The sequence below is a fragment of the Flavobacterium sp. W1B genome (assembly GCF_047344965.1).
In the GTDB taxonomy this organism is placed as follows: domain Bacteria; phylum Bacteroidota; class Bacteroidia; order Flavobacteriales; family Flavobacteriaceae; genus Flavobacterium.
On the sequence record NZ_CP178845.1, the window covers coordinates 2,545,693 to 2,561,628 of the forward strand.

Consider the following 15,936-nt stretch of genomic DNA (forward strand, 5'->3'; position numbering starts at 1 on the left):
ATCAATATGTTGAATCGGGGGATTCAAATATAATCAATTTTTAAAATTGGCTAATACTTGTAATTTAATTATTTTTTATTTATTGTAACCTAATATTTTTAAAACGTCATCTGATGTTTGTTGTTCTGAAAATACTTCCGTTGCCAGAATGCCATTTTCGTCTCTGTCAATCAAAATATGTTTTGGTTGCGGAATCAAGCAGTGGTGCAGACCACCGTATCCTCCAATGGTTTCCTGATAAGCTCCTGTGTTGAAAAAACCAATGTATAATGGTTTCTCTTTATTGTATTTTGGCAAATATATGGCATTCATATTTTGCTCAGAATTGTAATAGTCATCACTATCACAAGTTAAACCTCCTAATAATACTCTTTCGTAAGTATCATTCCAACGGTTTACGGCAAGCATGATAAAACGTTTGTTTATTGCCCAAGTATCAGGAAGTGTGGTAATGAAAGAAGAATCGATCATGTTCCATTTTTCCCTGTCGTTTTGTTGTTTTTGATATAAAATTTGGTAAATCGCTCCACCGCTTTCTCCTACAGTAAATGAACCAAATTCAGTAAAAATGTTTGGCACATCAACTTCGGCTTCGTCACAAGCAATTTTTATTTGATTGATAATTTCGTCAATCATGTATTGGTAATCGTATTCAAAAGCCAATGAATTTTTGATTGGAAAACCACCTCCAATATTCAAACCATCTAGACTAGGACATTCTTTTTTAAGAGCGATGTAAACTTTGATACATTTTACTAATTCATTCCAATAATAAGAAGTGTCATTTATTCCTGTATTGATGAAAAAATGCAGCATTTTTAATTCAAGGTTGTTATTTTCTTGAATTTGTTTTTTGTAAAAGTTAACGATGTTCTTGTAACCAATCCCTAATCTTGAAGTATAAAATTCAAATTTAGGTTCTTCTTCGGCTGCAATACGAATTCCAATTTTGAACTTGCCTTTGATTTCTGCTTGCAATAAATCTAGTTCTTCGTAATTGTCAATAATCGGAATGGTATTCTTATGACCATTATTAATCAAGCGGGCAATATTTTCTATGTATTGGTCTCTTTTAAAACCATTACATATAATATAAGTGCTTTTGTTGATTTTCCCGTTTGTCATTAAATTTTCTACAATATTAATGTCAAAAGCAGAAGAAGTTTCAATGTGGATATTGTTCTTAAAAGCTTCATTCATAATGAATTCAAAATGAGAGCTTTTGGTACAATAGCAATAATAGTATTTTGCCTCGTATTTGTTTTTTTCCATCGATTTACGAAACCAGCTTTTGGCTTTGTTGATGTTATTTGAAATCTGAGGTAAATAAGTGAACTTTAATGGCGTTCCGTATTTTTCAACCAGTTTCATCAAATCAATATTATGAAACTGAAGGTTGTCTTTGTTTAAAGTGAATTCTTCTTGTGGGAAATAATAAGTTTGATTTATTAAGTCAGAATATTTTGTGTTCATTTTAGTTTTAGGATTTTAGATTGATTTAATTGAAAAAAATAAAGCAAACTAAAATTCAAACTCTAATATTGGCGTATATAATCTGAAGTTCCTCAGGATCTAATTTTAAATATTGAAATAAATCAAAACTAAAGTTGCCCTTAATGGAATAGAAACGTTTCAATAATCTTAAAAAAGACCTATTGTTTCTGTTCGCATTAGTGCGGAATTTTCGTTGATTTTGATTATTTTTCATTGCGGCAAATGTAAAAAATAAAATATACGTAATGCAATCCTTTTTGAAAAAAATAATTAAGATTTATAATCATCAAACGCATTGATAATCAATTCATTTTCAACTGATTGGTCTATTTTTATTTTACCAATACCTTGTATTAAAGCAAACTGAATAGTACCGTACTCATTTTTTTTATCATGAATGAGTAATTCAAGTATCGGATCGATGTCATTATCGTTAAATGTGATGTCATCAAAGATGGACTTTATCGTAGTCTTTATTTGTAAAAACTCTTCTTCTTTGATTAATTTTTTATGCAAAGAAATATAACTTTCCAAAATCATTCCCGCAGCAATAGCTTCGCCATGTAGTAAGGTTGTCTTGTCTTTATTTTCTAAAAAGTAGCTTTCGATTGCATGACCTAGGGTATGACCAAAATTTAATGATTTTCGGATATTCTTTTCTGTAGGATCCTGGGTAACGATTTCATTTTTGATTACAACAGAGCGGTATATCAATTCATCGAAATCGGCAAAATCAACAGCCTTTAGATCTAAAAATTGTTCCCAATATGCTTTATCGTATATCAAACCATGTTTCAACATTTCGGCAAGACCGGAACGCATTTCGTTTTGCGGAACGGTTTCTAGGTAATGAGTGTCAATAAGAACCATTTTAGGAACATTGATAACACCAATTTGATTTTTTAAATTCCCTAAATCCACACCGTTTTTTCCACCTACTGAAGCGTCAACCATCGATAATAATGTGGTAGGAATATGTATAAAGTTAACACCTCGTTTAAAAGTAGAAGCCACGAATCCGCCTAAATCAGTAACTACGCCACCGCCAAGGTTGATGACAAGGCTTTTTCTGTCAGCGCCAAGTTCAGTCAATACATTCCAAATTTCAACACAGGTTTCGATGTTTTTATTTTCTTCTCCTGCCTCAAATTCGATTATTTCTATAGTCAAATCCGTTTCTAAATAAGGTAGAAATTGTGGTAAGCAAAATTCATTGGTGTTGCTGTCTACAATGATAAACAAATTAGAATATTTATTCTCTTGTAAATGAAGGTTTAGGGCTACATATCCTTTTTCGTTGAAATAGATCGGGTAATTATTGGCTTGAATCGTTTGCATTTTTTTGTATTAATTGAAAGTGCAAAATAAGGTAATTTTTGCTAAACAATATTCGAAACTCTGTTTATATTTGTACAAAAATTTCACAAATAATGGAAAAAATATTTAATAATACACAGGTTGCCTTTTCCTTAAAAAGCGATACAGAACTTGACAGGGCATACTTTCTTTTTAAAATGATTGCCAATCAACCTTTGGTTCGAATTGGGACTGCGGTTACAAATTTTGCTTTGAAGGCTCATCTTCCGGTAGAAAAACTAATTCGCGCAACGGTTTTTGATCATTTCTGTGGCGGAGTAAATGAAAATGATTGTCTTTCTGTGGTTGATAAAATGTACACCAAAGGAGTTTCTTCCGTTTTGGATTATTCTGTTGAAGGAAAAGAGGAAGAGGATCAGTTTGATGCTGCGCTGAAAATGACCTTAAAAACAATTGATTTTGCTAAGGAGCGCCAAGCAATTCCATTTGCTGTTTTTAAACCAACAGGACTTGGAAGATTTGAATTATATGATAAGATAGGTGAAAAACAAACTTTGACTTCTAGCGAACAAGAAGAGTGGAATAGAGTAGTGGCTCGTTTTGATTTGATATGCAGTGAAGCACATAAAAAGAATGTTGCCTTACTTATTGATGCCGAAGAAAGTTGGATGCAAGACGCAGCCGATGATTTGGTTACTGAAATGATGCGAAAATACAATAAGGAAAAAGCGATTGTATTTAATACCCTTCAAATGTACCGTTGGGATCGATTGGATTATTTGAAAAAATTGCATGCACAGGCTAAGGAAGAAGGGTTTTATATCGGAATGAAATTAGTGCGAGGCGCTTACATGGAAAAAGAAAATGTAAGAGCGGAGGAAAAAGGATATGAATCTCCTATTTGTTCTACAAAGGAAGCTACTGATGTTAATTATGATGCAGCGGTGCTTTATATGGTTGAGCATTTAGATAAAATGGCCATTTTTGCGGGTACCCATAACGAATTAAGTACTTATAATTTGATGGACTTGATGGAAAAGAAAGCTATAAAAGCAAATGATGAAAGGATTTGGTTTGGTCAATTATACGGAATGAGCGACAATATCAGTTATAATCTGGCGGCTAATGGTTACAATGTAGCTAAATATTTGCCGTTTGGCCCTGTAAAAGACGTTATGCCTTATTTGATTCGTCGTGCAGAAGAAAACACTTCGGTAGCAGGACAAACCAATCGTGAATTGACATTGATAAAAACAGAAAGAAATAGAAGAAAAGGGAAGTCTTAAATTCTAAGTTTGAAATTTCAATAACAAAAAAAACTCCAATTGTAAAATTGGAGTTTTTTTATGAGATATTTTTTAATGGTTTCCTCTTTTGAAGAGTGTCGGGGAGAGGATCAAGAATTACTAAACTGTAAGTTACTTAGGTTTTTATAGATTCCGTTTTCCAGAGCTATTAATTCCTGATGGGTTCCCTGCTCTGTGATTTCGCCATTATCAAGAACCAAAATTTGATCGGCACTGCGAATGGTAGAAAGTCGGTGGGCAATTATAATACTCGTTCTACCTTCCATTAAAATTTCCAAGGCTTCCTGAACTAGTTTTTCGCTTTCACTGTCTAATGATGAAGTCGCTTCATCAAGAATCAATATGCTTGGATTTTTAAGCAATGCACGAGCAATTGCAATACGTTGTCTTTGACCTCCAGATAATTTAATTCCTCTTTCTCCTACAACGGTTTCGAATTTTTCAGGAAAGCTTTCGATAAAATTAAAGGCATTGGCTTGTTTTGCTGCCAATAGAATTTCTTCTTCTGTTGCATCGGGTTTTCCATAAGCGATGTTCTCTTTGATGGTTCCGCCGAATAAAATAACATCTTGGGGAACAATGCTCATGTTTCCGCGAAGGTTTTCCAAGTCGAAATCATAAATACTTTTCCCGTCTATTATTATTTCTCCGCCTTCTATATCGTAAAAACGAAGTAATAAAGAAGCGATAGTTGATTTTCCTACGCCACTTGGTCCTACAATGGCAATCTTCTGTCCGAAATTAGCGGTAAAATTGACATTTTTCAAAACTTTGATTTCCTTTCTGGAAGGATAGCTAAAAGCTACATTTTTGAAGGTGACATTTCCTTTTATTTTTTCAAGTGAAGTAGTATTTTGAGTTGCATTAATTTTCTCGGGTGTTTCGTCCAATAATTCAAAAACACGTTCCGTTGCGCCAATTGCTTTTTGAACTTGGGCATATAACTCTGCAATCCCGCCTGAAGAAGCACCTACATAACTAGAATATAAAATGAAGGTGAATAATTCTCCTACGGTGATTTCGCCTGCAATACTTAATTGTACGCCATACCAAACTACAGCTACGATAGTTCCGAATAAACAAATAATTATAAAGGATGCAAAATAGCCCCTAAGTTGTCCTCCTTTGATAGCTATTTTGACAACTTCTTTGATTTTTCCTTTATAACGTGCTATTTCATACCATTCATTGGCAAAAGCCTTTACGATGCTTATTCCTTGCATGGTTTCTTCAACGACAACCTGACTTTCGGCTACTTGATCTTGTACTTTTTTGGAATATTTTCTAATAAATCGACCAAAAAATACGGCTGCAACTCCCACTAATGGCACCACGGAAACCATCATGATGGTCAACTTAATATTGATGCTGGCTAGCATTATGAAGCTTCCAATAATCAATATAAACTGACGTAAGAATTCGGCAATTGTAGTCGTTAAGGTATCTTGAATTTGGGTTATGTCATTACTTATGCGGCTGTTTAGTTCTCCAACACGTTTTTGTGAAAAAAATGTCATCGGCAGTTTTACAAGATTGGTATAAAGTGCCAATCGAACATTTGCCAAGGTGTTTTCGGTAAAATTAACAAACAAGTATAATCTAAAAAATGAAAAAACAGATTGTAAAACCAGAACTAATCCCAATCCAAGTGCAATCTGATTTGCCAGATGACCGTCTTTTTTATTTACACAATCCACCAGCATTCCCATAAATTTAGGAAAAGCCAATGCGGTTACACTTGTAAGTAATAAAAAGATTAGCCCTACATAGAATTTCCAAGTATTATTGCCTGCATATCTAAAAATAATTTTTGCTTTATTGAGAGAACTTGCTGTAATTTTTGATTTTGGTAAATCGTTTTCTTTGAACCTTGCCATTATTTGCTGTTTATATTGCAAATGTAATACTATAACGATTCATTACAAAAAAACATTCTCGGCGAAGTATTTTGTAAAATACTGTTTGTGAGGGTTAAAAGATTTTCATGTGAAATTTTATTAATTTATTTTTAAATTATGCTTGCAGAATCAAAATCTAGCTGTATATTTGCACTCGCAATAACGCAAGACATTGCAACCCGAAAGGGCGATTAGCTCAGCTGGTTCAGAGCACCTCGTTTACACCGAGGGGGTCGGGGGTTCGAACCCCTCATCGCCCACCATAAGAGACAAAACAGAAATATTCTGGTTTGTCTCTTTTTTATTTGAACCTAATTGCTTGTTAATCAAGTAGATTAGCTGAATTTATTCTTGTGGTTCGAAATCCAATTCCATCATATATCAGATTCTCAGGATATATTGAGCCAATCAAATCCCTACATGCCACAAATTGAGAATTATCATAGATTGAATTCTAAATAAATTTTCAATCCCCTGATTAAGTAATTTTTCAATATCATCTTGATCAGTATCAAGACTTGAATATCCTGCTTAAAGTCTCGCTAATGTATCTCCATAATCAGATTTTATGTCAAGACATTTGCACAGCGTTTCATTAGAACTGTTCGTTGAGCGGAACATTGGGATGGGTTTTAATAACCGTTTTTGCAATGGTAATCTTTTATTTTTCGATCTAAAATAAAAAAAGAAAAGTATAGAAATAAATAAGTCCTAAAAGTGATTTTAATCGAAATCTCTTTTATTTTTGCCAAATGTTAGAAATTCTTTACCAAGACGAATATATTATAGCAATTAATAAACCAAGTGGATTGTTGGTTCACAAATCATTTCATGCGCGCGATGCAAAAGTGTATGCTATTCAAGAATTGAGAAATCAAATTGGGCAACACGTTTATCCTATTCATCGGTTAGACAGAAAAACATCTGGCGTCTTGTTATTTGCGTTAGATAAAGAGGTTTTGAAAATTATGAATGATCGTTTTGCCACACGTGAAGTCGAAAAAAAATATTTAGCAATTTTACGTGGTTGGTCACCCGAAGAACTAACGATTGATTATGATTTAACTAATGATGATGACATTACACAAAATGCAATAACCTACTTTCATCGTTTGCAAAATGCCGAAGTTGCCTTAGAATTTAACAATAAACCTACGTCGCGATATTGTTTGGTAGAAGCGATTCCTGAAACTGGACGTATGCATCAATTACGGAAACATTTCAAACATATTTTTCATCCTATTTTAGGAAGTCGTCCACATGGTTGTAACAAACAAAATAAATTATGGTTGGAGAATTATGAGCTGAAAGGAATGATGCTTCATGCACATCAGTTAATTTTTAATCATCCAATAAAAAATGAACAACTAATCTTGAATGCAAAGATTAATGAAGAGTTTAGCAGAGTAGGTACTATTCTTAATCTAGATTTGAGTAAGTATAAATAGAATAATAATTTGTAAATTATTGTTCTATATTGAAATTTAAGATGCACATGCTAAAATACTATAATAATCCTCAAAAACTGCTTAGCTATTTGAATGCTTCCCACTACTAAAAGAAGCTTTACTATGAATCATTTTTTAACATCACGGAAGTAATACATATTATTAAAATGCTTCTTTATATTTTTTTATAGTAGCGGTAACAGGACACTCTAAGCGATGTTTGTTTTTTCTGTTTTTAAATATATTTCGAAGAAAGCTTCTTCAAATCCTGTAGAAAATGGTTCATAAACAAGTTCTTAAGAACAACAAAGAAACTCCTTAAGAAATTAAGGAGTTTTTTTATGCCTTATATTTTCCTACAATTTTTGAATTGGATTCCAATTAAATACTATTTTTGAAGAAAAAACAGAAATGGATAGATTGGTGTTTTTAAATATTATAGCCGCAATTGGTGTTTCTGTTTCGCTGCTACTTGCTTTTTTCTTATTGTCTGTAAAAACAGGTAATAAACAAGCAAACAGGCTATTTGCCACTTTTCTTATATTAACAGCCGTTGATCTTGGTGGTTTTTTTATTTATGATTTCATAATTAGCAACCTAGATTTAGAGATTTTCAGATGGACAACATGTCTGTTAATTATGCCTTTATTCTACCTTTACGCTTTATCAATTTGTTATAGTGATTTTCAATTAAAGCCTAAACATTTACTACACACAATTCCTTTTATAGTGGTAAATTTAGTCTTAACCCCTCGATTTTATTTGGCTACAGGCATAGATAAAGAACTTATTTTTGAGATTCATAGGAGAATGCCAGAATTGTATTTTTTTCGGATTTTAATTGAAGTTCAGTATCTTTTTTACATCATAAGTGTGTTGCTGGTTTTAAAAAAATATAGAGAAATATATCTTGAAAATTATGCTAACGCCAGTACCTCGACCTATAAATGGCTATTACAAATGACAATTGCTTTTTTAGTCTCCCATGTTTTTGTAGTTAGCAAAAATTTATTAAGATATACTACTTACAGCGATCTGTTTCTTTCGGCAAATGTATTAGTAGGAATTATTGCTTTATGTATAACCTTTTGGTTTGTTTTAAAAGCACTGAATTATCCTGAACTTTTTAGAGGAATCGATTCCAAATTAGAATTAACGAAAGATATTCTTCCTAAAGCTAATTTGAACTTAACGGAATCCAAAAACAGTCAGGATCCAGTTATTAATTCTCAAATCGAAACATTAAAAAAATATATGGCTAATGAAGAACCCTATCTGGATCCTTCACTTAGCATTCAGCAGCTTTCAAATCAAATTAATATGCCTGTTCGCGATTTATCGGTTTTGATTAATCATCATATGAATCAGCACTTTTTTGATTTTGTGAATGAATATCGCATTCAAAAAGCAATGGGGATTTTGAAAAATAAGACTAAAAATAGTCTGACGATTTTAGAAATCTTGTATGAAGTTGGTTTTAACTCCAAATCATCTTTTAATACTTCATTCAAAAAATATACAGATCTAACGCCAACTGCTTATAGAAATAGCTAATTATAAGCTATTTGTAAAAAGTCATACTTCTATCTTTTAAAAGTCGAACCAATTTCTTAAGATGAAATTGGTTCGACTTTTTTTTGTCGGTCGCCTAACGAGGGTTTCTAAAGCAACTTTGTCTCAAATTAATCACAACTTTAAAATTAGAAATCATGAAAAAAACGAATCTCTTTATTTTTTTAGTACTGCCTTTATTTTGTTTAGCACAATCGACATTAAAACTAAAAGGAAAATTATCCGACGGAACAACTCCATTAGCTTTAGAAAACATTGTTGTTTCAACTCCCGAAGGCAAAATTGTTAGCGGAACAATAACTAAAGACGATGGTACTTTTGAAATAAAGATCAGCAAAGGCTTTTATAAAATAAAGATTACTTCTTTAGGTTTGATGGAGTTTGAAAAAGAAATCACTATTGAAAAAGATACCGATTTAGGTTTGATACTTTTAGCTGGAAAAACAAACGATCTAAATGAAGTTATTGTTAAAACGAAAAAAAGAACAGTAGAGCAAAAAATAGATCGATTGGTTTATAATCTCGAAAACAATGTTTCGACAACTGGAGGCGATGCACTTAGTGCGATAAACACGGCGCCAGGAGTTGTGGTGCAAAACAATGCCATAAACATATTAGGAAAAGGTTCTTCCCGCGTGATGATTGATGGTAGAATCGTTGAATTATCAGGAGAGGAATTGAATGGTTTTTTAAAGTCAATTTCGGCAAGTGATATCAAGAATATTGAAATCATTACAACTCCACCTGCAAAATACGATGCAAACGGAACTGGCGGACTTATAAATATCAATTTAAAAAAGGGAACTCGCGATTCTTGGAAAAACACTACGACACTTTCTTACGATCAAAACAAATATGGTATTTATACTTTTAGAGATAACTTTTTCTACAATAAAAATAAATTCAGATTTAGCGCTAGCGTGAATACAAAATCAGGTCACAGAAATTCTGAAGAAAATTTAGCGCTTTATTTTCCTGATGGATTGCAACAGATGAAGGCTCAATTAAAAATAAACGAAGAAAATTTTTCAGGGAAATTGGCAGTTGATTATGATATTTCGGATCGTACTACTATTGGATTTCAATATTTGAATGACCGTAATAATCCAAATTTTAAATCAAATGTCGCCATTAATAATTATGACACTGAAAACACTCCTAAAAGCATCATTTTGAATAATGGTTTCAATGATAGAGGTATAGGAAATCAAACCTATAATGCACATTTATTGACAAAATTGGATACTTTGAATAGAAAACTTTCTGTAGATGTTGATTACTTTAAATACGATTCAAAATTTGATTTTGATTTTACAACCAAAACCTATACACCAGATATGACATTCCTAAGTACGAATCAATCTGGAAGAAATATTTCGAATCAGAATATTGAAAATAAGAGTTTAAAAGTAGATATGGAACATCCTTTTGAATTTGTAAATTTATCTTATGGAACTAAAATAAGCTTTACAAAAAGCAACAGTAATTTGCAATTTTATGACAATATTACAGGAACTCCAATATTAGATCTTACTCAATCTAATGAATTTGAATATTACGAAAACAATCAGGCTGTTTATATTAATGCAAATAAAGAAATAAACGATCAGTTTACTATTCAATTAGGAATAAGAGTTGAAAATACTCAGACCGAGGGATATTCCGCAAACTTAAACCAACGAATCAAGAATAATTATTTTAAATTATTCCCAACATTTTATCTTACTTATAAAAAGAACGAGAATAATAGTTTTAATTTTAATTATGGAAAAAGAATAAATAGACCGCGCTTTGATTTACTAAATCCTTTTCGAGTTTACATCAACAGCAATAGTTATTCTGAGGGAAATCCGTTTTTAAAACCTTCTTATAGTGATAATTTTGAGTTATCCCATTCTTATAAAGAAGTTTTAAGAACGAGTGTTTATTTAAATAGGATAACTGATGGTTATGGTGTGATATTCACTTCAGATCCGGCAACAAACACACAAGTAGTAACCAGAGAAAACTATTACAAAGGAATTAATTATGGTGTTGGAGAAAGTTATTCGGCAGATATTACCAAGTGGTGGTCAACTGAAAATACATTGTATCTTTTAGGCTCAAAAACCAAATTTACTTCAGGAATTAATGCAACTCCAACAAACGGTCTTCAACTAAGTTTTTCGACAACTAATACTTTTTCGTTAGCTGAAGTAACAAAATTACAAGTAGATTACACTTACAGTTCTCCTGTAAAAAGTGGTTTGTATACAATTGGATATATGTCGGGTTTAAACATTGCACTAAAGCAAAACCTTTTCAAAAAAAGTATGCAGATTGCTTTTTTAGCTAATGATATTTTTAACACAAATTACTTAAAAGATTTTGTTTCTGTTGTAAATGGTATTAAACAGGTTTACAGCCAAAATGATAGTAGTAGATTTTTTAAAGTTTCCTTGATTTACAATTTTGGAAATACTAAAATAAACATCAAACAAAGAAATTTTGGAAATGAAGAAGAGAAAAGAAGGTTGTAAAAATAAATGCTTTTATAATTGAAGGTTCTTTTTTAAATCATCAATAAAGTGGTTCGAATTTAGGTTTTTAAGAACAACAAAAAATTAAAACCTCCAAAGTCATTGATTTTGGAGGTTTTTTTTAAGCTCTTTGCAGATAAAAATCATGATGGTTTAGAACTTGTCTTTTATTAATTCCATATCAAAATAGATGAATAGGAAGCTAAGCGGTAAAAAAGATAAATTGAAAAGCACACTTAATATGAATTCGCAGGATTATTTCAATAAAGAAATTAAAGCTGTGTTTTCCTGTAAAGTCGCATGATCTAACGCAGTTTTACCTCTATTGTCTTTTATTGTTTTATCTGCACCAGCCTTTATTAACATTTGTACTAAATCTACTTTTCCGAAAGTTGCGGCAAAAATCAATGTTGAAGCTCCGCTAAAGTTTATTTGATTCACATTTGCTTTGTTCTCTATCAATATTTTAACCATATCTGTATACCCTTTAAAAGTGGCTCCCATTAAGGCATTATTTCCTGATTCATCTTGAGCGTTTACATTTGCTCCATTGGCTATCAAAAACGTAACAGCTTCTGAATTATTATTATAAACAGCAAGAATAAGCGGCGAGAATCCTCTATCGTTTACTTGATTTACATCAACTTTTTCTGAAACAAATTTTTGCAATTCTTCAATATTATTAGAACGAGAAGCAGCAAAAATATCCTGCGCTTGAACTAAACCAACTGTTAAGACAAATAAAAGGGTAAAAACTAACTTTTTCATGCGATATTATGTATTTAATTAAAAAAGGAGCGCGACTAAACGCTCCTTTTAATTATTTGAAATTATTTTTTGATATACTCTTGAATATCAGAAACATTTAAGTTTGTAGCTTTCAATAAACGAGTTCCATACTCTACGTCAGCTTGGTAAAAATGAGCAATCATTTTTTTAGTAATCACTTTATTATTCACTGAATTCAAAGCTCCACCTAAGTTTTTGATTAAGTTCTCTTTATCCTTTTTAGAAAAAGAGTGGTATAAATCTCCTGCTTGTTTAAAGTTGTTTTCTTTATCAATTACATGTTGGGTTGTTGTCGTTCCAGCAGAAAAAACTGATTTAGAATATTTGAATTTAGCATTATCAACAACTTCAGGCACATTAGTAGAAGGTTGATAATTCACATCTCCTTTTTGCTCACGTAAAGACATATAACCATCTTGGTTGTACGTTTTTACAGCATTTTTAGAAGCATTAACGAAAATTTGTTGGTAATTAGCCGTTAAACGGTGACGTTGGGTATCCGCATAAGAAAATAAACGACCTTGTAATAATTTGTCTTCAGATGGTTCAATTCCTGGAACTAAGTTGGAAGGTGCAAATGCAGCTTGTTCTACTTGTTGGAAATAGTTTGTTGGATTCATGTTTAATGTCATTGTTCCAACTTTAACCGATTTAGAAACAGTTTCTGGCCAAATTTTAGTAACATCAACTGGATTGAAATCTAAAGCATCAAAATCAGCTTTTTTCAACATTTGAACGTGTAAATCCCATTTTGGAAAGTTCCCTTTTTCAATTTCATTACGTAAATCTAAAGTCGCATGCTCAATTGCAGTTGCTTGGATTTTATTTGCTTCTTCTTGCGTTAAATTTTTAACCTCTTGTTGTGGAACCCATTTGTATTTCACATAAGTTACTTCTCCTTTTGCGTTTACCCATTTGTAGGCATGAACTCCATTACCTTCCATTTGACGAAAGTTTGCAGGAATTCCATAATCAGAGAACAACCATGTTAACATATGAGTTGATTCTGGAAGATTAGAGAAGAAATCAAATACTCGGTTTGGATCAGAAGCTCCGTTTGTAACTGGAGAGGGTTTGAATGCGTGAACCATGTCTGGAAATTTTATAGCATCACGAATAAAAAATACGGGTAAATTGTTTCCAACTAAATCATAATTTCCTTGTTCGGTGTAAAACTTAACAGCAAATCCACGTGGATCACGGTAAGTTTCTGGGGAACCTTGTTGGTGTGTTACTGTAGAGAAACGAACCATTAAAGATGTTTTTTTACCCGCTTGAGATAAGAAATCAGCCATGGTTACATCAGAGAAATCTGCTGCTGCTACGAATTCACCAAATGCACCTGCACCACGAGCGTGCACAACACGTTCTGGTATACGCTCCCGATCAAACGCTGCTAATTTTTCAATTAAATGGATGTCTTCTAATAAAACTTGCCCATTATTTCCAATTGTTTTAGAATTTTGGTTATCACCAACTGGCGTACCCGTATTCGTTGTTAAACTTTGTGCAAATGAAAAAGTAGATGCTAAGATCAATCCTAATGTAAGAACTTTTTTTATCATAAAATTAATATTTAATATTCTGTAGATTATTTTCTACATGACAAAACTAAGTTTTCAACTATCCTTAGAATCGCTTTTACAAGCGATAAAACTTATATGATCATAGTGGCAATTTATTATCAGACTATTTGAGGAAGGAATAATGCTGTGTCAATACTATCGATATACAGAAGGTTTTAAAATTGTAAAATGATAAAAAACAGACACGTTACGACCTTTGTTAAACACATTAAATGCTTTAATTTTATATATTGAAATAACGTTTAAAGAAGTATTAATTTAACTACAATTAATTCGTTTTATCTAGTAAAGTTTTTAGGAGTTGGATATAATTGAGGGAGTATTATGAGAAAATCGATTCTTTAAAAGTTAGTTTATTAGCTATATTTTATAAAAAAGATAATCAGAAAATAGAAAAAAAAGAAAAACTAAAAGATATAAGCTAGAAAATGGGAGGGGTGTAGCAAGATCTGCAAGTAACTTTTATCTTTAGATTTTAAAACAATTCAATATAGAAATACTAAAGAACATCTAAAAATAATCAAATATTTAAGACTCTTTTTTCTTTAAACATCGTCCTCTGGGCTGATCACTCTCATGAAGTACAATTTCGGAATGCAGGAAATCTGCAGCGGCGGCTGAATCTTTTACTTTGGAAGCACTACGTTCTAACATTTCAGATTCAAACTCAGTTAATATGCTTTTTCTTATTCCAGATTTTTTCCATCCAGATGAAGTTCTGCATCCTTTTGTGATTCCACGAGCCAGCCTGAGCGCATCAAGCAAAGCTTGGTTCGCTCCCTGTCCTTTAAATGGACTCATTGGGTGAGCCGCATCTCCGATTAGAGTCACTTGTCCCGCTTTCTCCAGCAATTCTGAATTGAGTAATTCTCGATCATACACAGGATAGCCGGAAATCTGAGATTCCTGAGTTGCCGCTAAAATTTGAGGAATGGGATCATGCCATTGAGTTCTACGACAAGCTTCTTCCTTGAGTGCTTGAGTTCCTTGAGCACTTAACGCCTTGGCTTCTTTTTCGGGCATTGGAAAGCTAAGCTGCCACATCACCGAATCTGACGTATACGGCATAATATAGATTCGCTCATTGCCATTGGCGGTTTGAAATACAGTGGCCGAGTCCAGTAAAGAATTATCAAGACCTTCGAGAGCACTCAAAGGACAAATACCCAATATCACAATGCAACCTAGGTAACGCAAAGGAGTAATGTCTTCACCAATCAGCAGCTTCCGCACCGAACTGCGAATACCATCGGCTCCAACTACAAGATCGGCATTGAAGTTTTTTATTTTCCCGTCGACTTGAAAGCTTAGATCGACACCTTTGCCCTCAGATTCCTTAAAATCGATTAATTGGTGCCCCCATTGTATCGCATCATTTTCGCCGAGTTGCTTCAATAGTGCTAAGCGCAAAGATTGTCGAGAGATATGTACATTTGAGCGTTTGGTCGAGGTCTTAGCATCGGAGGATATCCATTTTCGAACGCCCCATTCACCGACCACCTTTCCATCTGTAGTATGAACCAGATGTCTTGTCGAAATCACGCCATCTTCTAAAGAGAAAATACCCAATCCCTCGATTGCTTTACTCGCTTGTTGCAAAGTGAGTCCGTAACCCTGAGATCGAGTATCGAAGTCTTTATCGCGCTCATAAAGGGTAAAAGGAATCCCGCGGTGCAAACAAGCCACAGCTAGAGCGACTCCTCCAATCCCGCCACCGATAATAGCGATGTGTGGGTAATTTTCTTTATCGGCTATAGGATGGCTAGCAGAATGAAGTAATCCGGATCCGGAACAGTTCAAGCAGGTGTATAAGTGAGCCTTGGGACGAACTGGAGCTACGCCTTCACCTTTTGTTTTTTCAAATTGATCTATTGCTATTTGGTAGCTGCGTCGCGCTTTATCGCTAAGACCTCGACTTTTTTTACCGCGTCCTTGACATTCTTGGCAAATAATCCAGCTTGTTTCTTCCTTTTCCACTTTTTCTCTTTATTTAACTTGATCTTAAA

General features: G+C 32.9%; 10 protein-coding genes and 1 tRNA gene. 5 read left to right on the forward strand and 6 right to left on the reverse strand.

All coding sequences use genetic code 11. The annotated features are described in order from the left end of the window. Positions 1-75 precede the first annotated feature (75 nt). Complete coding sequence (locus ACMDB5_RS11015; RefSeq protein WP_413998306.1) at positions 76-1,473, reverse strand: arginine decarboxylase; 1,398 nt, start codon at positions 1,471-1,473, stop codon at positions 76-78. 291 nt (positions 1,474-1,764) lie between these two features. Next, on the reverse strand, positions 1,765-2,832 hold the full coding sequence (gene aroB, locus ACMDB5_RS11020) for a 3-dehydroquinate synthase (protein WP_413998307.1): 1,068 nt from the start codon (positions 2,830-2,832) through the stop codon (positions 1,765-1,767). Positions 2,833-2,924: 92 nt separating this feature from the next. Between aroB and ACMDB5_RS11025 the strand changes: the two genes are divergently transcribed. Continuing rightward, positions 2,925-4,097 carry a proline dehydrogenase family protein gene (locus ACMDB5_RS11025; RefSeq protein WP_413998308.1) on the forward strand — a complete coding sequence of 391 codons (1,173 nt, stop codon included), beginning with the start codon at positions 2,925-2,927 and terminating at the stop codon, positions 4,095-4,097. Between the two features lie 110 nt (positions 4,098-4,207). Here the strand turns inward: ACMDB5_RS11025 and ACMDB5_RS11030 are convergent, their stop codons facing one another. Next, the gene (locus ACMDB5_RS11030; RefSeq protein ID WP_413998309.1) at positions 4,208-5,995 is read right to left on the reverse strand and encodes an ABC transporter ATP-binding protein; all 1,788 of its coding nucleotides are present in this window, start codon (positions 5,993-5,995) and stop codon (positions 4,208-4,210) included. Between the two features lie 206 nt (positions 5,996-6,201). Here ACMDB5_RS11030 and ACMDB5_RS11035 point away from each other — a divergent pair. The 4 genes from ACMDB5_RS11035 to ACMDB5_RS11050 all read left to right on the forward strand — a co-directional run bounded on the left by ACMDB5_RS11035 (position 6,202) and on the right by ACMDB5_RS11050 (position 11,555). Further along, positions 6,202-6,279, forward strand: a tRNA-Val gene (locus ACMDB5_RS11035). A gap of 489 nt (positions 6,280-6,768) precedes the next feature. Next, positions 6,769-7,464, forward strand: coding sequence for a pseudouridine synthase (locus ACMDB5_RS11040; protein ID WP_413998310.1), 696 nt, complete (start codon positions 6,769-6,771; stop codon positions 7,462-7,464). A 411-nt stretch (positions 7,465-7,875) separates the two neighbouring features. Continuing rightward, on the forward strand, positions 7,876-9,018 hold the full coding sequence (locus ACMDB5_RS11045; protein WP_413998311.1) for a helix-turn-helix domain-containing protein: 1,143 nt from the start codon (positions 7,876-7,878) through the stop codon (positions 9,016-9,018). 155 nt (positions 9,019-9,173) lie between these two features. Continuing rightward, positions 9,174-11,555, forward strand: coding sequence for a TonB-dependent receptor domain-containing protein (locus ACMDB5_RS11050; protein WP_413998312.1), 2,382 nt, complete (start codon positions 9,174-9,176; stop codon positions 11,553-11,555). 255 nt (positions 11,556-11,810) lie between these two features. On the opposite strand, the gene ACMDB5_RS11055 is transcribed toward ACMDB5_RS11050, so the two are convergent. The 3 genes from ACMDB5_RS11055 to ACMDB5_RS11065 form a co-directional block, all read right to left on the reverse strand. Next, positions 11,811-12,323: an ankyrin repeat domain-containing protein gene (locus ACMDB5_RS11055; protein ID WP_413998313.1), complete on the reverse strand. Its 513-nt coding sequence runs from the start codon at positions 12,321-12,323 to the stop codon at positions 11,811-11,813. A 62-nt stretch (positions 12,324-12,385) separates the two neighbouring features. Next, positions 12,386-13,909: a catalase gene (locus tag ACMDB5_RS11060; RefSeq protein ID WP_413998314.1), complete on the reverse strand. Its 1,524-nt coding sequence runs from the start codon at positions 13,907-13,909 to the stop codon at positions 12,386-12,388. A gap of 549 nt (positions 13,910-14,458) precedes the next feature. Next, positions 14,459-15,907: an FAD-dependent oxidoreductase gene (locus tag ACMDB5_RS11065; protein WP_413998315.1), complete on the reverse strand. Its 1,449-nt coding sequence runs from the start codon at positions 15,905-15,907 to the stop codon at positions 14,459-14,461. Between the last annotated feature and the right edge of the window lie 29 nt (positions 15,908-15,936).

Bases quoted from the DNA above. Each gene is read 5' to 3' on its own strand.
- ACMDB5_RS11055 (WP_413998313.1), bottom strand. From the start codon at position 12,323: ATGAAAAAGTTAGTTTTTACCCTTTTATTTGTCTTAACAGTTGGTTTA.
- ACMDB5_RS11025 (WP_413998308.1), top strand. From the start codon at position 2,925: ATGGAAAAAATATTTAATAATACACAGGTTGCCTTTTCCTTAAAAAGC.
- ACMDB5_RS11050 (WP_413998312.1), top strand. From the start codon at position 9,174: ATGAAAAAAACGAATCTCTTTATTTTTTTAGTACTGCCTTTATTTTGT.
- ACMDB5_RS11045 (WP_413998311.1), top strand. From the start codon at position 7,876: ATGGATAGATTGGTGTTTTTAAATATTATAGCCGCAATTGGTGTTTCT.
- ACMDB5_RS11040 (WP_413998310.1), top strand. From the start codon at position 6,769: ATGTTAGAAATTCTTTACCAAGACGAATATATTATAGCAATTAATAAA.
- aroB (WP_413998307.1), bottom strand. From the start codon at position 2,832: ATGCAAACGATTCAAGCCAATAATTACCCGATCTATTTCAACGAAAAA.
- ACMDB5_RS11060 (WP_413998314.1), bottom strand. From the start codon at position 13,909: ATGATAAAAAAAGTTCTTACATTAGGATTGATCTTAGCATCTACTTTT.
- ACMDB5_RS11015 (WP_413998306.1), bottom strand. From the start codon at position 1,473: ATGAACACAAAATATTCTGACTTAATAAATCAAACTTATTATTTCCCA.
- ACMDB5_RS11030 (WP_413998309.1), bottom strand. From the start codon at position 5,995: ATGGCAAGGTTCAAAGAAAACGATTTACCAAAATCAAAAATTACAGCA.